Below are 17,125 nucleotides of genomic sequence, written 5' to 3'. Positions count from 1 at the left end.
AATTTAGCATGACAGTAAAAATAGGTATAAACGGTTTTGGACGTATTGGTCGTAATGTATTTCGTCAAGCACTAAGAAATAACGAAGTGGAAGTTGTAGCAGTGAACGACTTAACAGATGCTAACATGCTTGCACACCTACTTAAGTACGACTCTGTCCATGGTGTATTGGAAGAGGAAGTGACTGTAAATGGGAACAACTTAGTTGTTGCAGGGAAAGAATACCAAGTATTGTCAGAGCGTGATCCTGCCAATCTTGGCTGGGGCGACCTTGGAGTTGAAATCGTAATCGAGTCTACAGGACGTTTCACGCAACGTGAAGATGCAAAAAAACATTTAGATGCTGGGGCTAAGAAGGTTATCATTTCTGCACCTGCTAAAGAAGAGGACATCACCATTGTAATGGGTGTGAACGAAGATAAATATGATACAGCAAATCATCATGTCATTTCGAATGCTTCTTGTACAACTAATTCTTTAGCACCTGTAGCAAAAGTGTTAAACGACAAATTTGGCTTGAAGCGCGGACTAATGACAACCGTTCACTCTTATACAAATGATCAACAAATTCTTGACTTACCGCACAAGGACTACCGTCGTGCACGTGCAGCTGCAGAGAATATTATTCCTACTTCAACTGGTGCGGCTAAAGCGGTGGAAAAGGTACTTCCTGAACTTAAAGGAAAGCTAAATGGTATGGCAATGCGTGTTCCAACTCCAGATGGTTCGATCGTTGACCTTGTAGCAGAATTAGAACAAGACGTAACTGCAGAAGATGTTAATGCAGCACTTAAAGAAGCTGCTGAAGGCGAAATGAAACAAGTATTAGGCTATAGTGAAGAACCACTTGTATCTGCAGACTATGTAGGAAACACAAATTCTTCTACTGTTGATGCATTATCAACAATGGTATTAGACAATAACCTAGTGAAAGTGATTACTTGGTATGATAACGAAATGGGCTACTCTACCCGCTGTGTTGATTTAGCTGTTTACTTAAAAAATAAAGGTATATAATAGTAAGAGAAACTAGATTTGATAGGGAGGAGGAGACATTCTCCTCCTTTTTACCAATTTGATATACATATATTTGGAAATGATAAGGTGAGACCACACAACGTAGAGGAGGTTGAAAATGTGAATAAACAAACGATTAAGGACGTAAATGTAAGCGGAAAAAAAGTATTTTGTCGCGTTGATTTTAATGTTCCAATGAGCAATGGCGAAGTAACGGATGACACAAGAATCCGTGCAGCTCTCCCAACGATAGAGTATTTAGTTGACCAAGGTGCTTTGGTCATCTTGGCGAGTCATCTTGGCCGACCTAAAGGAGAAGTTGTAGAGGAGCTTCGCCTTGATCCAATTGCAAAGCGTCTTAGTGATTTACTGGGAAAGACCGTAACAAAGACAGATGAGGTATACGGGTCAGAGGTGAATCAAGCGATTAGCCAACTTGGAAATGGTGATGTTTTGTTAATCGAAAATGTTCGGTTTGAACAAGGCGAGGAGAAGAATGATGCAGCGCTAGCGAAGGAATTTGCGACGATGGCTGATTTGTATGTTAATGATGCTTTTGGGGCGGCGCACAGGGCCCATGCATCAACAGCAGGTATTGCGAATCATTTGCCTGCAGTAGCTGGTTTTCTCATGGAAAAAGAGCTCGAAGTTCTAGGAAAAGCATTATCGAACCCAGAGCGTCCGTTTACGGCTATTATCGGTGGTGCCAAAGTAAAGGATAAAATAGGTGTGATTGACAACCTACTAGACAAAGTAGACTATCTAATCATTGGTGGAGGCTTGGCTTATACGTTTGTAAAAGCGAAAGGGTATGAAATTGGCAAATCATTATTAGAAGAAGATAAGATTGATTTAGCGAAGGAATTTATGAAAAAAGCAGCTGATAACGGTGTTGAACTTCTTTTACCAGTAGATGTTGTCGTTGCAGATGATTTTTCGAATGAAGCAAATACAGAAGAGGTTGGCATTGAAGACATTCCAGCAGATTGGGAAGCACTTGATATTGGATCAAAAACAAGAGAACGATACCAAGAGATCGTTGCAACATCAGAGCTTGTCATTTGGAACGGACCGATGGGTGTATTTGAACTTGAACAATTTGCGAATGGCACAAAAGCAGTCGCAGAAGCGCTTGCTAAAACAAAAGGATACACGGTTATTGGTGGTGGCGACTCAGCTGCTGCAGTAGAAAAATTCGGTTATGCTGATAAAATGGATCATGTTTCAACTGGTGGAGGAGCATCTCTAGAATTTATGGAAGGTAAAGAACTTCCAGGCGTTCAAAAGTTAAACGATAAATAATTGGAGAGGTGAATCAGGATGCGTAAAAAGGTAATTGCAGGTAATTGGAAAATGAACAAAACGCTTGCTGAAGCGGTACAGTTTGTCGAGGACACAAAAAATCGTATTCCAGCCAATGATCAAGTAGAAGCGGTTGTTTGTGCACCTTTTTTATTTTTACCAGCACTCGTTGAAAAGGCCAAGGGAACAGATTTGCACATCGCGGCACAAAACATGCATTTCGAAGCAAGTGGAGCGTTTACTGGAGAAGTAAGTCCTGGCATGTTAAAAGATGCGGGAGTAACTTATGTCGTGCTTGGTCATTCGGAGCGTCGTGCGTATTTTGCAGAGACAGATGAAACAGTGAACAAAAAAACGCATGCAGCATTTAATGTTGGCCTTACTCCAATTGTATGTGTCGGTGAAACATTAGAGCAAAGGGAAAACAATGAAACAATGGACCATGTTGAAGCACAAGTGAAGCGGGCGATTGCAGGATTATCAGATGAGCAAGTAAAGCAAGTAATTATTGCATATGAACCTATTTGGGCAATTGGTACAGGAAAAACAGCTACTTCTGAACAGGCGAATGAAGTTTGCACACATATTCGTAAGGTAGTCAAAGCTAACGTATCTGAAGCTGTCGCCGATTCTGTCCGGATTCAATATGGTGGAAGTGTAAAGCCTGCCAATGTGAAGGAACTACTTTTACGGTCCGATATTGACGGTGCTTTAGTTGGTGGAGCAAGCCTTGAGGCTGATTCATTTTTGCAGCTTGTGGAGGCTGGTGTAAATGAGTAACAAAAAACTAGCCGCCCTTATCATCCTGGATGGCTTTGCGATACGCGATGAAGAAAAGGGGAATGCAGTAAAACAAGCGAAAAAGCCGAACTTTGACCGCTATTGGAAGCAGTATCCACACAACCAATTGGAGGCGTCAGGTGAAGCAGTGGGTTTACCAGATGGACAAATGGGAAATTCAGAAGTCGGCCATCTTAATATTGGAGCTGGACGGATTGTATACCAAAGTTTAACGCGAGTAAACATGTCTGTTCGCGATGGCGATTTTTATGAAAATGAAGCATTTTTACGTGCAATGAATCATGCCAAGGAAAATGGGAAAGCTTTGCATATCTTCGGCTTGTTGTCTGATGGTGGTGTGCACAGTCATATCGACCACCTTTTCGCTTTATTAAAAATGGCGGGTGAAAACGGCTTGGAAAAAGTGTATGTCCATGGATTTTTGGACGGAAGGGACGTTGGACCACAAACTGCCAAAACATACATTCAACAAACCGAAGAAAAGATGAAGGAATATGGTGCGGGAGAATTCGCCACGATTTCAGGCCGCTACTATTCCATGGATCGAGACAAACGCTGGGATCGAGTCAAAAAGGCTTACGATGCGATGGTGTATGGTGAGGGTCCAACCTATCGCGATCCGATCGCTGTTGTAGAGGATTCATATGAAAATGGCATACATGATGAGTTTGTGCTTCCATCCGTAATTACGAATGAAGCAGGAGAACCAAAAGCAACTATCCAAAATGAGGACTCGATCATTTTTTACAACTTCCGACCAGACCGTGCGATTCAAATTTCACGTACGTTTGCGAATGACGATTTTAGAGATTTTGATCGTGGTGCTAATGTACCGAAAAACATTTATTTCGTAGGCTTGACAAATTTTAGCGAAACGGTTGACGGATACGTGGCATATGAACCTGTTAACTTAGATAACACCGTTGGAGAAGTGTTAGCCCAGAATGACTTAAACCAGCTGCGCATTGCCGAAACAGAAAAATACCCTCATGTAACATTCTTTATGAGTGGTGGCCGTGAGCAGGAATTTCCTGGGGAAAAACGAATCTTAATTGATTCTCCTAAGGTGGCAACGTACGATTTAAAGCCTGAAATGAGCGCATATGAAGTAACCGATGCACTGTTGAAGGAGCTGGATGAAGAAACGCAGAATGCAATCATTTTAAATTTTGCAAACCCAGATATGGTTGGTCACTCCGGTAAGCTTGAACCAACCATTAAGGCGATTGAAACCGTGGATGATTGTTTAGGAAAAATTATCGATAAAATTACCGAAAAAGGTGGTTATGCGATTATCACAGCGGACCACGGCAACTCGGATGAGGTTGTCACAGTCGAAGGAAATCCAATGACCGCACACACGACAAATCCCGTTCCAGTGATCGTAACAAAAGAAGGGGTTGAACTAAGAGACGGTGGAAAGCTAGGGGATCTAGCCCCTACCTTATTAGACCTTTTACAAGTTGAAAAGCCCAAGGAAATGACAGGTGAATCACTAATTAAATCATAAATTAGAGGAGAGAATACAATGCCATACATTACGGATGTTTATGCACGAGAGATTTTAGATTCACGCGGAAACCCGACCGTAGAGGTGGAAGTTTTTACAGAGTCAGGCGCTTTTGGATCAGCTTTAGTGCCGAGTGGAGCGTCAACTGGCGAGCATGAAGCTGTTGAATTAAGAGACGGGGATAAGAACCGTTATCTTGGTAAAGGAGTACTACAAGCTGTTGAAAATGTCAATGAAAAAATTGCTTCAGAGCTTATCGGTCTTGATGTTACACGTCAGGTTGTCATTGATGAACTTTTAATTGAATTGGATGGATCTGAAAACAAAGGGAATTTAGGCGCAAATGCTATTTTGGGCGTATCCATGGCAGTAGCACATGCTGCATCAGATTATCTTGGAGTTCCGTTGTACACATACTTAGGTGGATTTAATGCAAAAACATTACCTACACCAATGATGAACATTGTAAATGGCGGGGAACATGCTGATAACAACGTGGATATTCAAGAATTCATGATTATGCCAGTTGGCGCGCCCACCTTTCGTGAAGCATTACGAATGGGAGCAGAAATTTTCCATTCCCTTAAAAAAGTATTAAAGACAAAAGGATACAACACAGGTGTTGGTGATGAGGGCGGATTTGCACCGAACCTTAAATCAAATGAGGAAGCATTGTCGACGATCATGGAAGCGATCGAATCCGCTGGTTATACGCCAGGTGAACAAGTGAAGCTTGCAATGGATGTTGCGTCATCTGAGTTCTATGAAGACGGCAAATACAACCTAAAAGGTGAAGGTGTAGTTAGAACCTCCGAAGAAATGGTCGGTTGGTACGAAGAAATGATCAATAAATATCCAATCATTTCGATTGAGGATGGTTTGGATGAAAATGATTGGGAAGGTCACAAGCTCTTAACGGAACGAATTGGCGATCGTGTCCAACTCGTAGGCGACGACTTGTTTGTTACCAATACAAAACGTCTAGCTCAAGGTATTGAGCAAGGTGTAGGCAACTCTATTCTTGTTAAAGTCAATCAAATCGGTACGTTGACAGAAACGTTTGATGCGATCGAAATGGCAAAACGTGCAGGTTATACGGCTGTCATTTCCCATCGTTCTGGTGAAACCGAAGATGCAACGATTGCAGACATTGCTGTTGCAACAAACGCAGGACAAATCAAAACAGGTGCACCTTCTCGTACAGATCGTGTTGCGAAATATAACCAGCTACTCCGAATTGAGGACGAATTAGTCGGAACGAGCATCTATGCTGGAGAAACTGCATTTTACAATTTGAATAAATAATTTGTGAATAAAAAAACACAACGGATCATATCGAATAAACGGTTCCGTTATGAAGTAACCTTGATATATCCATTAAAAGTAGCATACCAAATCACGAACATGATTTGGTATGCTATTAAATTTGTTTATTTATATTTTTTCTACTAAAAGCGAATCACTTAGCACTAGTAGGCAGGTTTTTATTGGTTCGTTTTTTCTCTGATAAACTGTTCTACTTCATCTGCAGTGCTCATGGATAACAGTTTATCTTTATATCCCACTAGCTCCGCCTTTGATAAATCTCTAATTTGGGTTCTGGCGGGTAAAATAGATGTTGCACTCATACTAAACTCATCCAATCCAAGTCCTAACAGAATTGGGATCGCAATCGAGTCGCCTGCCATTTCACCACACATTCCTGCCCATTTACCTTCTGCATGAGCGGCCTCAATAACATGATGGACAAGATTTAATATGGCAGGATGATATGGCTGATATAAATAAGAAACGCGTTCATTCATGCGATCGGCTGCCATCGTATATTGGATTAAGTCATTCGTTCCGATACTAAAGAAATCCACTTCCTTGGCAAATTGAGGTGCAGCTACAGCTGTAGAAGGGATTTCGACCATAATTCCGATTTCTATAGAGTCAGACATACTATGTCCTTCTGAAATGAGCCTGTCCTTTTCTTCCATAAGAATGGCTTTTGCTTGTCGGAATTCTTCTAAAGTAGCAATCATCGGGAACATAATTTTTAAATTCCCGTGTACACTCGCACGAAGCAGCGCACGCAGTTGAACTCGGAAAATATCATCGCGTTCTAAACACAATCGAATGGCGCGGAAGCCTAAGAAAGGATTCAATTCCTTAGGAAGGTCCAAATAGTCCAATTCCTTATCTCCACCAATGTCTAGTGTACGAACAACAACTGGTTTTTCCCCTAACTGCTCAAGTACAGATTTGTATGCGTTAAATTGTTCTTCTTCAGTAGGAAGTTGGCTTTTCCCCATATATAAAAATTCTGTTCGATATAGGCCGACCCCCTCACCGCCATTGGAAATAACACCAGAAACATCCTCAGGCGTTCCAATGTTTGCAACAAGTTCCACATTTACGCCATCAGCAGATTTTGTAGGCTCATTTTTCAGCTTGGCCCACTCTCTTTTTTGTTTTTCAAATTGACCTTGCTTTTCTTGATAGGATTGGAGTTCTTTCTCTGTCGGGCTAATAATAACTTTTCCATCAATTCCATCGACAATAACGAGATCATTTTTGTTTGCTTGATCTGTAATCGTTTTTGTTCCTACAACCGCAGGTATTTCAAGTGATCGCGCCATAATAGCAGAGTGAGATGTGCGACCTCCAATATTTGTCGTGAACCCTTTTACAAACTGTTTGTTGAGCTGTGCTGTATCAGAAGGTGTAAGATCTTCCGCAACGATGATGACTTCTTCGTCGATTAAGGCAGGGTCTGGAAAAGAAACCTGCAATAAATGAGCCATTACCCGCTTCGTAACATCTTGGATATCTGCAGCTCGTTCTCGCATGTATGCATTATCCATGTTTTTGAACATGTCAATAAACATGTTTGCTGTTTGGTCCAGTGCTACTTCTGCATTCACCATTTCCGTTTCAATTGTATCTTTTATCGGATTGATCATTTCAGGATCACTTAATACAAGCAGGTGGGCGGAAAAAATTTCAGCATGCTCATCCCCGAGTGTTTTTTTAGCATTCTCTTTGATTTGCTCTAATTCTTTTTTTGACGTTTCTAGTGCTTCTATTAAACGATTGATTTCCTCTTCTGAACTCTCAATCGTACGTTTCTCAAAAGAAAGATTTGGGACTGCTAAATGGTATGCTTTTGCGATTGCAATCCCACTTGATGCTGCAATGCCATTAATGTTACCCATGAATTATTCTCCCAACCCTTCATTTTTAATCACGTCAACGATTGCTTGTATGGCGTCTTCTTCATCGGAGCCTACAGCGGTGATTCTAATCTGTGCATCTTTTGGAATGCCTAAAGACATGATCCCCATTATTGACTTTAAGTTAACGGTTTTATCCTTGTATTCTACATTTATGTCTGATTCAAAGCCACCTGCTCGATTAACAAGTACAGTAGCTGGGCGTGCGTGTATACCAGTATCATCTGTTATGGTTATTGTTCTTTCCACCATAATTATTCCTCCTCTATAAGTGCGTGTTCAAAAAGTAGCCGCTTATCATTTGGTGACTTTTTGAATGAACAACCTCTATAAACAATCAGTTCCTCTCATTATTTTACCCCTAATCTAGGTGTATTTTCAAGAAATGCCGTCAATGTTTTGTCGAAATTAGTAGAAAAAGGCGGTAAAAGAATTACTTCTTTATTACTCTATTTTGTTCACGATCCAATTCCATATATCTTCATATACCGCTTCTTTGTTGATTTCATTTAACATTTCGTGGCGTCCGCCTTCATATAACTGAGCTTCAATGTCAAGAATCCCTTGATTTTTATACGCTTTTATTACCTCTCGAACCCCTTTGCCATAATTGCCAACTGGGTCCTCTTCTCCGCTAATGAATAAAAATGGAAGATCTTTTCTTATTTTCTTGACTCTTGATATATCATAGATCTTATCAAACCCGATAAATAGATCATAAAAAAATGTTGCCGTTGGTACGAATCCAGTTTCTGGATCATTTATATAATCTTGAACATGTTTTTCGTCCCTTGTTAGCCAATCAAAATGTGTTTGATGGTTATCAATGCGTTTGTTATAGGAATGAAAGGTTAGCTTATTCAAAAACATCGAAGGGCCAAGCTTATTCGCCCGTTTCATTTCTCTTTTCGCTAATAATCTAGCAAATTTATTCATTATTCCTGGATGATGACCTGTTCCAGAAAGGATGATACCGTCAATATCCTGACTAAATTGTTGAATATACCTTCTTGCAAGAAACGATCCCATACTATGACCGAAAAGGAAAATAGGGGTGTTTGGGAAATCATTTTTGATTAACGTTGTTACACGATGAAGATCATCCGTTGCCAAATCAAATCCATTTTCATCGGCAAGGTGTCCCATTACCCCATTTTTTCTTCCTGTTTCTCCATGCCCACGGTGATCATTACCATAAACAAATACATCATGCTGGACAAGAAAAGTGGCAAAAGGCTCATAGCGATTAATATGTTCAACCATACCGTGGGAAATCTGAACAATAGCCCTAGGGTTCGTTTCTTGCTTTGTCCATTTTTTGACTCGAATTTGATGTTGATCTTTCGCTTCTAACCAATGATCTGTAGTGTCCATCGAACATTCCTCCAAGTAAATATAATCTTTTTATCATCATATACCTATCTAAAAAGACATTCCACCGAAAAAATTCAGCTTGTATCTCTTGACCATTTATGCTACATTATCATTATGTATTTGTGCGTTTAGGAGGTGTACGCAACATGTATGGAGTTGCGATTACGTTATTAGTTATTGATGCAATTGTACTCATCGTATTGGTACTATTACAATCAGGGAAAAGCGAAGGACTCTCTGGAGCAATTTCTGGTGGTGCTGAACAATTATTTGGAAAACAAAAGGCACGTGGGATTGATGCTGTATTACATCGAGCAACCGTCGTCACAGGAGTGCTTTTGTTTATTCTAACGTTTACAGTTGGGTTTATTCTATAGTAGTGCGTGTTCAAAAAGTCGGCAAATTAGAAGCAAGCAGGTCGAGGCGGCGTAGTTTTGAGTAACGGAACGTATGCTTTTAATACGTGAGTAACGGAAAAACAAGCCAACGAAGAGATGCGCAGCTTATCATTTGGTGACTTTTTGAACATCCTCTAGTTAGTTAAATAGACTAGAAGTAGTAAATCCCTTACCATTATGGTGAGGGATTTCTTCATACAGTTTACGTTTTTCCATTTAGGGCAATAATTAAAAGAGAGGATATAACAGGAATTAGAAAAACACGCATTTTCCAAAAATAGGTACATGTGATAACGTTTATTCTACTTAAATTCGACAATAACTTATACATTCTTAAAGTGCACGTAAGGGGGAAGCATCAATCATGCGAATCAAACAACCACAACCATTCACGTTTGAGGAAGGTTCAAGAGCGGTTTTACTTTTACACGGATTTACTGGACATACAGCAGATGTCCGGATGCTCGGTCGGTTTTTACAAAAAAAAGGATATACCTGCCATGCTCCAATCTATCGTGGACACGGAGCCCCGCCAGAAGAACTGATTCAAACAAACCAAGATCAATGGTGGAAGGATGTTCAGCAGGCATTAAATGATTTACGAGAATTAGGTTATGAACAAATTGCCGTAGCTGGCTTATCTCTTGGAGGTGTACTTGGCTTACGTTTGGCATATTCAGAACAAATTAAAGCAGTCATTCCGATGTGTGCACCAATGTTTTTTGATAATGAAACTCAATTGACAAAAGGATTTCAAACATTTGCAAAGGAATATAAACAATTGGAACAAAAGAATGAAGAAACGATTGACAAGGAAATTGAAATACTACTACAAGATTCACAGGACATGTTTCATGGACTTGGTGAACTTATTACAGAGGTAAAAAATCATATTGATCACATTTATACGCCGACTTTTGTTGTGCAGGCTAGAAAAGACGAAATGATTAATACGAAAAGTGCCACTTACATATATGAAAATGTAGAGTCAGAGCAGAAGGACATGAAATGGTATGAGAATTCTGGCCATGTGATCACACTCGACAAGGAGAAAGAACAGCTTCATGAAGATATCTTTCGGTTTTTAGAATCACTCGAATGGTCATAAGACATAATAAAAGCAAAACAAAATGTGAAGGAAGGTGAGCAATTGATGAACGAAATGAAAGAAGAGATCGCCAATTATTTTCGAGAAAATGCGTCTAAACCACTATCTGTTCAAGAGATAGAGGAAATATTAGAATTGAAGGATCCTGAGGAATTCAAGCTATTGATGAAAAGTTTGAATGAATTAGAGGAAGCAGGGGAGCTTGTCCGTACACGTAAAAATCGATATGGCCCACCAGAACGAATGAATTTGATTCGCGGAAAAATACAAATGCACGCAAAAGGATTTGCCTTTTTAATTCCTGATCAGGAAGACCAGGATGATGTATATATTAACCACTCTGATTTACACTCCGCAATGAATAATGATACCGTACTCGTTCGAATTGACGGTAGAGATGAGCAAGGCAAACGTCCTGAAGGCTCTGTCATAAGGATTCTAGAACGTGCGTCAGCCGAAGTAGTCGGAACGTATGATGACAACGGCCATTTTGGCTTTGTTATTGCAGATGATAAACGAATTCCAAATGATATTTTTATTCCAAAAAGTGCAGCAATGGGTGCAGTTGATGGACATAAGGTTATTGCAAAAATCACGAAATATCCAGAGGCACGGATGAGTGCAGAAGGTGAAGTTATCAAAATTCTAGGACATAAAAACGATCCTGGAATAGACATCATTTCCATTATTCATAAGCATGGAATTAAAGTTGATTTCCCAGAAGAAGTAATGGAGCATGCGAACAACGTCCCAGAAACCATTCACCAAGATGAGATCGCGAATCGAAAGGATTTACGTGATGAAACGATCGTTACGATAGACGGAGCAGATGCGAAAGACTTAGATGATGCCGTTACAGTTAAGCGTTTGGACAATGGAAACTATAAGTTGGGGGTCTACATTGCAGATGTTAGTTATTACGTGGACGAAAATTCGCCAATTGACAAAGAAGCTGAAGAACGCGGGACAAGTGTTTATTTAGTTGATCGTGTTATTCCAATGATTCCACACCGTTTGTCGAACGGTATTTGTTCCCTTAACCCACAAGTGGACAGACTAACATTAGGCTGTGAAATGGAGATAAGTCCACAAGGAGACGTGGTCAATCATGAAATTTTTCAAAGCGTCATAAAAACGACGGAGCGCATGACATATCGTGATGTGAACAAAATTTTGGTAGAGGAAGACGAGGAACTCATCCAGAAGTACGATCCTTTAGTTTCAATGTTCAAGGATATGGAAGAACTTGCTGCAGTATTACGTCAGAAACGTATGAATCGAGGGGCAATCGACTTTGACTTTAAGGAAGCACAGGTTCTCGTAGATGATGAAGGAAAAGCAAAAGATGTTGTAATACGTGAACGGTCGGTTGCAGAAAAGTTGATAGAAGAGTTTATGTTAGCAGCAAATGAAACGGTAGCAGAACATTTTCATTGGTTAGACGTCCCATTTATTCATCGTATTCACGAGGATCCAAATCCTGAGAAGCTCCAACATTTTTTTGAGTTTATCGCCAATTTAGGCTATGTCGTTAAAGGCACATCAAATGAAGTGCATCCCCAAGCATTACAGGCTGTGTTAGATGAAGTAGAGGGCACACAAGAAGAAATGATTATTTCTAAGTTAATGCTTCGATCGATGAAACAAGCAAAATATGATCCACAGGGGATTGGACACTTTGGATTGGCAACAGATTTTTACACCCATTTTACATCACCAATTCGTCGGTACCCAGATTTAATGGTCCATCGACTCATTCGAACATATTTAGTTGAGGGTAAACTAGACAATCAAACACAATCACATTGGAAAGACCGATTACCCGAAATTGCACGACATTCATCTGAAATGGAAAGAGCCGCAGTAGATGCAGAACGTGAAACAGACGATTTGAAAAAGGCAGAATTTATGCAGGACAAAATTGGCGAAGAATTTGATGGTGTCATCAGCTCTGTCACTGGTTTTGGGTTGTTTGTAGAATTGCCAAACACGATTGAAGGACTCGTTCATGTCAGTTATTTGACGGATGACTATTACCATTTTGAAGATCGTCAATATGCAATGATCGGTGAACGGACAGGCAACGTCTTTCGGATCGGGGATGAAATAACCATCCGCGTTGTCAATGTAAATCTCGATGAACGTGTCATTGATTTTGAAGTAGTTGGCATGAAACCAAGAAAAGAACGAGTCGCACCAGAACGTCCAAAAGTGATCAAAGCAAAACGAACAAACGCAGCTCCACCAGCTAGTAAAGGCAAAGCACATAAGGGCAAAAATGGTGGGAACAAGAAAAAGAAGACAAGATCAAAAAAGAAAAAATAGCGAAGAGGGTATCCTGAAATGGGATACCCTCTTGAACGGTGGCGCTCGTATTTGTCGTATTTTAAATGCGTGCACATCTATATGGGAGATATGTCACATCGAATACCAATTCGTTCATGTGAAATGCAAATTCAGCGAATAAAGCATGAATCGTCAAACATACCTCAAGTAAAGTCAGTTCCTGTGAAACGATCGATCATTTATTTAAATTGCCCATATAACATCCACGGATCCTCTACATCAAAACCAGCTCGATTCGGAATTTGATGGAATCCTTGTTTGGAAAAATCGATCCATATTCCGATTTCATCTGATTGTTTCGTTAAGTACGAAAAAACGGTATTCCAAAATCCTGGTGTTTCAAAATGGTCATTCCAAAAATACTTCACATGACCATACCACTCATCTTTTCGATCCTTTTTGATCGTGAGAAATCGTTTTTGATCAGGACTTTGGTAAAAAATAGAGTCCTCCAAATACGCATCAGAAATCAATGAATCAACGAGTGGAAGCGGGTAGTAGCATTCGAAAGGGAAGACCCCACCTAAATCATTGTTCTGCACAGAAAGTAGCAACTCTCTTTTTTGCTTAATAGAGTCAATTTTTGTCCAAATTGGACCATCGACCCCTTGAATGTGCTTCTTATCCTTAATTGTGAGGGAATAAAGGGTAGTTATTGGTGCCAGTCCTAATTTTTCTAATACCCGTCTTGCTGGTGCGTTTCCTTCGTTTGTATTAGCCCCAATCCAAATAACGGAGGGATCCTGACGCAATTTCTCCATTATGTAAGTAAGGAGATCGGTTGCATGCCCATTTGACAAAAAATGCATGTTGCTTCGCAGTCTGCCTAGCATGGCTAAGCCACCTGGAAATAGCGTATAACCAGCCATAGCCAAAAGTGTTTCCCCACTAAACAGTCCATATAAAATTTGATTTTCGGAATGGATAAGGTCTGGGAAAATTCGGACAATGTAGTCATCCTCTACACTTGTCTTCATTTGTTTAAAAGCATCATAATCATTCATTGTTAGTTTTCGTATTTGTATCAGCTGCTGTTCCACCATATGTACACCTTCCGCTTTAAATTATTACACAACAACAAATATTTTCTCATGAATCACGTTTCTTTGTCTATAAAAGGATGTTCAAAAGTCACCAAATGATAAGCGGCGCATCTGCTTTGATGGAAATTAAAAACACACCGATATTGGAATCAAGTCGCTTTTCTGTTAAAATGTTCACACGGAGCAAGAGGAGGAACTGGTTATGCCAAAAGGTCAAGGAAAAGCTATTGCCCAAAATCGAAAAGCAAATCATGATTTTTTTATTGAGGAAACATATGAAGCAGGAATCGTATTACAAGGTACGGAGATTAAGTCGATCCGTGCTGGCAGAGTCAATTTAAAGGATAGCTTTGCACGAGTCGATCGTGGAGAAGCTTTTCTGCATAACTTACACATCTCCCCATATGAACAAGGGAATCGTTACAATCATGATCCTGTTCGGACTAGAAAATTATTATTACATCGTAAAGAAATTGATAAACTTATTGGTGAAACGCAGCAGCAAGGCTATTCCCTCATCCCACTTAAGATTTATATCAAAAATGGAGTCGCAAAAGTATTAATCGGCCTTGGAAGAGGGAAGAAGAAATACGACAAACGTGAAGATTTAAAACGAAAACAAGCAAAACGCGATATGGATCGTGCATTAAAGGATAATAATCGGTAGAGGTTTCCATGTGAACCTCGGTTGAAATATTTTGGTGATGTGTTATAATAGATATTGTCTCAACAAAATAAAATAATAATAACATCACTTGCAATATAGCTTGATTTTCTTTCCGTTTCCCTCGTTATCGCATAAATGGCTACTCTTTTTATTTGGGGACGTTACGGATTCGACAGGGGTAGATCGAGCTCAGGCTGCGGGTCGAGGTTACGGCTCGTTAAACGTTACTCGCCTAAATATAACTGGCAAAGAAAACAATTACTCTTTAGCAGCTGCGTAAGTAGCACTAAAGGATCCTTCCTACCATCGCCCGTGTGGTAGATAGAAGGGTCTCAAATGAAGCGGGCTACGCTGTCGTTCTCCGCCTGGGGACAGACAGAAGAGACGAATCAGGCTAGCTCCTGGGAAGCCTGTTGGCAGGCCAAACAGTGAGTGAATGACAATATACCAACTACGCTCGTAGATGCCTGAGTGGCGATATCTCTGGACGTGGGTTCAATTCCCACCGTCTCCACCAATACATAATTGGTGGTTTTTTTGTGTCTGTGACTTGAAGCAATTCACGTTTAGGAAAAGGCTCTTTATAATGAAGTAAATTTCTATACTGAAAACGGTTACCCATATACATCAATCGGGTCATTTATCGGAACAAGATCAGGAGTGTATCTAATGTCTTTTGTTAGGGTAAAACAGGGGGCTAGCTCCTAAATAAAGGAGAACACAAATGAAACAAATAACATTTGAAGAAATTTATACACTTGGAAACATAGCGGCTGAAAATGCTCATTATAGACATTTTCATTATCCTGAGATGTTAATCAGGTACGACAGTAATTTCATTGAATTTAAAACTTTACCGTCTTTAACTGAGTTTAAAGAGGTCGAAAAATACCTAAGAGATTATCATCTGAAGAGAGGCCAAAAGCATGTGAAATTCTATTTTCCTACAAATATAAAGCCAACAGGAGAACTAACTGCTTACCTTACTGATATGGGTTATGAAATAGGTTTTCTAGAATTGTATGCTATTCAGCCGAAAGACTTTCCTTCGGTGAGAAACAATCCAGATATAGAGATTCAAGTAGTGACGGATAAAAATTTAAAAGTACTTCTTGATCTACAATATACGAATGACTTAGAGTTTGGAAGTGAATTTGCAAAGCAGAAGGCTGATCTTATAAAGCGTCAGTTTGAAGATCAAGATATTCAGCAAGTTTTAGCATTTTATAAAGGATCTCCAGCAGGCTATGTAGATGTCATTATCTCTAATGAAACAGTAGAAATCGATAATCTAACTGTTGACGAGTCGTTTCGGAACAAAGGAATAGCAAGCCGGCTGCAAAAATTTGTAATGGATTCATTTCCGGAGAAGGTTGTAATATTAGTGGCTGACGGAGAAGATACCCCAAGGGAAATGTACAAAAAACAAAATTATAAGAACCAAGGATTTAAATACGAAGCACAAAAAATATATCAAGATTAGTTTTCATTTGCTTGTTCATTACTCGGGCGCGATTATGGAATAAAAACAGGTGGGGAAGAATACCACCTTCCTCTGTTTTGGGTGAAATAAGTTAATTGAAAGTGGTAAAATGAAAGTAGGGAGGCGATTGTATAAGCTTGCTGAAACGAGTTCGCTTTAAGGGAGCTTCTTTTTCTCTAGAAAAAAAGAAGCTCCCTTTCGTATCATACGAATAAGTCTGCTTGTTTTAGAGCTAAGACAAGCTTGGTGAATATTGTGGTGTTCACCAGTGGTCTGCTATGAGCTCTTTTGATTCTTCTTTTCCATCTTATGCAATGTATGCTTCATTCCCCATTCATGCATGGCCTCTAAAATTGGCTCTAAGCTCCTACCATATTCTGTAATGGAATACTCTACTTTGGGAGGGACTTGTGGGTAAATAACGCGCTTAATAATGTCTTCATCCTCTAATTCTCTAAGTTGCTTTGTCAACATTTTCTGCGTGATTCCGGGCATGCTACGTTTAAGTTCATTAAAACGTTTTGTGCCTTCCTGCAACAAATGTAACAAAATAATCGGTTTCCATTTGCCAACTAAAATACTCAAAGCATCTTCTACGCGACAATCTTCGGGTACTTTTTCCATTTTAACTCCTCCTAAGTATCATTTTTGATACTATACCACTTTTAAGTGCGTACTTATACTATATGTTATTATAATCTATAATAACATCGAAAAGGGTAAATGGAAAGACGAGGTAAAGATCGAATCTCTTCGCTTAATTTGGATACAAACCTTTAGGAAAAGTAGAATGAATTACTCGCTCATTTTGTTGTAGAAGTTAACTAGTGATACGCAGGTGACGAGAAAATAGGCAATA

At 39.7% G+C, this 17,125-nt stretch carries 15 protein-coding genes and 1 other RNA gene; 11 read left to right on the top strand and 5 right to left on the bottom strand.

Features of this window, described 5'->3' with window-relative positions; genetic code table 11:
- The first annotated feature begins 8 nt into the window (after nucleotides 1–8).
- The 5 genes from gap to eno all read left to right on the top strand — a co-directional run bounded on the left by gap (nucleotide 9) and on the right by eno (nucleotide 5,934).
- Nucleotides 9–1,016, top strand: coding sequence for a type I glyceraldehyde-3-phosphate dehydrogenase (gene gap, locus NC797_RS00675; RefSeq protein WP_272434661.1), 1,008 nt, complete (start codon nucleotides 9–11; stop codon nucleotides 1,014–1,016).
- A 120-nt stretch (nucleotides 1,017–1,136) separates the two neighbouring features.
- A complete protein-coding gene (locus NC797_RS00670) occupies nucleotides 1,137–2,318 on the top strand; it encodes a phosphoglycerate kinase (protein ID WP_272434660.1) in 1,182 nt (393 codons plus the stop codon).
- 18 nt (nucleotides 2,319–2,336) lie between these two features.
- Nucleotides 2,337–3,098, top strand: a complete 762-nt coding sequence (gene tpiA, locus NC797_RS00665; RefSeq protein ID WP_272434659.1) for a triose-phosphate isomerase — start codon at nucleotides 2,337–2,339, stop codon at nucleotides 3,096–3,098.
- Nucleotides 3,091–4,629 carry a 2,3-bisphosphoglycerate-independent phosphoglycerate mutase gene (gene gpmI / locus NC797_RS00660; protein WP_272434658.1) on the top strand — a complete coding sequence of 513 codons (1,539 nt, stop codon included), beginning with the start codon at nucleotides 3,091–3,093 and terminating at the stop codon, nucleotides 4,627–4,629. Before tpiA ends, gpmI begins: the two co-directional genes overlap by 8 nt.
- Before the next feature lie 18 nt (nucleotides 4,630–4,647).
- Entirely contained in the window at nucleotides 4,648–5,934 is a 1,287-nt protein-coding gene (eno, locus tag NC797_RS00655) for a phosphopyruvate hydratase (protein ID WP_272434657.1), read from the top strand.
- 179 nt (nucleotides 5,935–6,113) lie between these two features.
- Here eno and ptsP read toward each other — a convergent pair whose 3' ends face one another.
- The 3 genes from ptsP to NC797_RS00640 all read right to left on the bottom strand — a co-directional run bounded on the left by ptsP (nucleotide 6,114) and on the right by NC797_RS00640 (nucleotide 9,221).
- On the bottom strand, nucleotides 6,114–7,829 hold the full coding sequence (gene ptsP, locus NC797_RS00650) for a phosphoenolpyruvate--protein phosphotransferase (RefSeq protein ID WP_272434656.1): 1,716 nt from the start codon (nucleotides 7,827–7,829) through the stop codon (nucleotides 6,114–6,116).
- Between the two features lie 3 nt (nucleotides 7,830–7,832).
- Nucleotides 7,833–8,099 (bottom strand): phosphocarrier protein HPr, encoded by a 267-nt coding sequence (locus NC797_RS00645; RefSeq protein WP_272434655.1) that lies wholly within the window; start codon nucleotides 8,097–8,099, stop codon nucleotides 7,833–7,835.
- A gap of 192 nt (nucleotides 8,100–8,291) precedes the next feature.
- Nucleotides 8,292–9,221 carry an alpha/beta hydrolase gene (locus NC797_RS00640; protein ID WP_272434654.1) on the bottom strand — a complete coding sequence of 310 codons (930 nt, stop codon included), beginning with the start codon at nucleotides 9,219–9,221 and terminating at the stop codon, nucleotides 8,292–8,294.
- Between the two features lie 146 nt (nucleotides 9,222–9,367).
- Between NC797_RS00640 and secG the strand changes: the two genes are divergently transcribed.
- The 3 genes from secG (at nucleotide 9,368) to rnr (ending at nucleotide 13,052) form a co-directional block, all read left to right on the top strand.
- A complete protein-coding gene (gene secG, locus NC797_RS00635; protein WP_272434653.1) occupies nucleotides 9,368–9,598 on the top strand; it encodes a preprotein translocase subunit SecG in 231 nt (76 codons plus the stop codon).
- 385 nt (nucleotides 9,599–9,983) lie between these two features.
- Nucleotides 9,984–10,727, top strand: coding sequence for an alpha/beta hydrolase (locus NC797_RS00630; RefSeq protein ID WP_272434652.1), 744 nt, complete (start codon nucleotides 9,984–9,986; stop codon nucleotides 10,725–10,727).
- Between the two features lie 45 nt (nucleotides 10,728–10,772).
- Nucleotides 10,773–13,052, top strand: coding sequence for a ribonuclease R (rnr, locus tag NC797_RS00625; RefSeq protein ID WP_272434651.1), 2,280 nt, complete (start codon nucleotides 10,773–10,775; stop codon nucleotides 13,050–13,052).
- Nucleotides 13,053–13,252: 200 nt separating this feature from the next.
- On the opposite strand, the gene NC797_RS00620 is transcribed toward rnr, so the two are convergent.
- Complete coding sequence (locus NC797_RS00620; protein WP_272434650.1) at nucleotides 13,253–14,116, bottom strand: GNAT family N-acetyltransferase; 864 nt, start codon at nucleotides 14,114–14,116, stop codon at nucleotides 13,253–13,255.
- Nucleotides 14,117–14,318: 202 nt separating this feature from the next.
- Between NC797_RS00620 and smpB the strand changes: the two genes are divergently transcribed.
- The 3 genes from smpB to NC797_RS00605 all read left to right on the top strand — a co-directional run bounded on the left by smpB (nucleotide 14,319) and on the right by NC797_RS00605 (nucleotide 16,266).
- Nucleotides 14,319–14,783: an SsrA-binding protein SmpB gene (gene smpB, locus NC797_RS00615; RefSeq protein ID WP_272434648.1), complete on the top strand. Its 465-nt coding sequence runs from the start codon at nucleotides 14,319–14,321 to the stop codon at nucleotides 14,781–14,783.
- 154 nt (nucleotides 14,784–14,937) lie between these two features.
- Nucleotides 14,938–15,300: a transfer-messenger RNA gene (gene ssrA, locus NC797_RS00610) on the top strand.
- Between the two features lie 207 nt (nucleotides 15,301–15,507).
- A complete protein-coding gene (locus NC797_RS00605) occupies nucleotides 15,508–16,266 on the top strand; it encodes a GNAT family N-acetyltransferase (protein WP_272434647.1) in 759 nt (252 codons plus the stop codon).
- 276 nt (nucleotides 16,267–16,542) lie between these two features.
- On the opposite strand, the gene NC797_RS00600 is transcribed toward NC797_RS00605, so the two are convergent.
- On the bottom strand, nucleotides 16,543–16,890 hold the full coding sequence (locus NC797_RS00600) for a winged helix-turn-helix transcriptional regulator (RefSeq protein ID WP_272434646.1): 348 nt from the start codon (nucleotides 16,888–16,890) through the stop codon (nucleotides 16,543–16,545).
- Nucleotides 16,891–17,125: the final 235 nt, after the last annotated feature.

Origin of the sequence: Terrihalobacillus insolitus (assembly GCF_028416575.1) — a bacterium.
In the GTDB taxonomy this organism is placed as follows: Bacteria; Bacillota; Bacilli; order Bacillales; family Amphibacillaceae; genus Terrihalobacillus; species Terrihalobacillus insolitus.
Note: the sequence above shows the minus strand (reverse complement) of the source record. Positions and strands in the feature narration are given on the sequence as shown.

Bases quoted from the DNA above. Each gene is read 5' to 3' on its own strand.
- eno (WP_272434657.1), top strand. From the start codon at position 4,648: ATGCCATACATTACGGATGTTTATGCACGAGAGATTTTAGATTCACGC.
- rnr (WP_272434651.1), top strand. From the start codon at position 10,773: ATGAACGAAATGAAAGAAGAGATCGCCAATTATTTTCGAGAAAATGCG.
- NC797_RS00640 (WP_272434654.1), bottom strand. From the start codon at position 9,221: ATGGACACTACAGATCATTGGTTAGAAGCGAAAGATCAACATCAAATT.
- tpiA (WP_272434659.1), top strand. From the start codon at position 2,337: ATGCGTAAAAAGGTAATTGCAGGTAATTGGAAAATGAACAAAACGCTT.
- gap (WP_272434661.1), top strand. From the start codon at position 9: ATGACAGTAAAAATAGGTATAAACGGTTTTGGACGTATTGGTCGTAAT.
- NC797_RS00605 (WP_272434647.1), top strand. From the start codon at position 15,508: ATGAAACAAATAACATTTGAAGAAATTTATACACTTGGAAACATAGCG.
- gpmI (WP_272434658.1), top strand. From the start codon at position 3,091: ATGAGTAACAAAAAACTAGCCGCCCTTATCATCCTGGATGGCTTTGCG.
- ptsP (WP_272434656.1), bottom strand. From the start codon at position 7,829: ATGGGTAACATTAATGGCATTGCAGCATCAAGTGGGATTGCAATCGCA.
- smpB (WP_272434648.1), top strand. From the start codon at position 14,319: ATGCCAAAAGGTCAAGGAAAAGCTATTGCCCAAAATCGAAAAGCAAAT.
- NC797_RS00620 (WP_272434650.1), bottom strand. From the start codon at position 14,116: ATGGTGGAACAGCAGCTGATACAAATACGAAAACTAACAATGAATGAT.
- NC797_RS00600 (WP_272434646.1), bottom strand. From the start codon at position 16,890: ATGGAAAAAGTACCCGAAGATTGTCGCGTAGAAGATGCTTTGAGTATT.
- NC797_RS00645 (WP_272434655.1), bottom strand. From the start codon at position 8,099: ATGGTGGAAAGAACAATAACCATAACAGATGATACTGGTATACACGCA.
- secG (WP_272434653.1), top strand. From the start codon at position 9,368: ATGTATGGAGTTGCGATTACGTTATTAGTTATTGATGCAATTGTACTC.
- NC797_RS00630 (WP_272434652.1), top strand. From the start codon at position 9,984: ATGCGAATCAAACAACCACAACCATTCACGTTTGAGGAAGGTTCAAGA.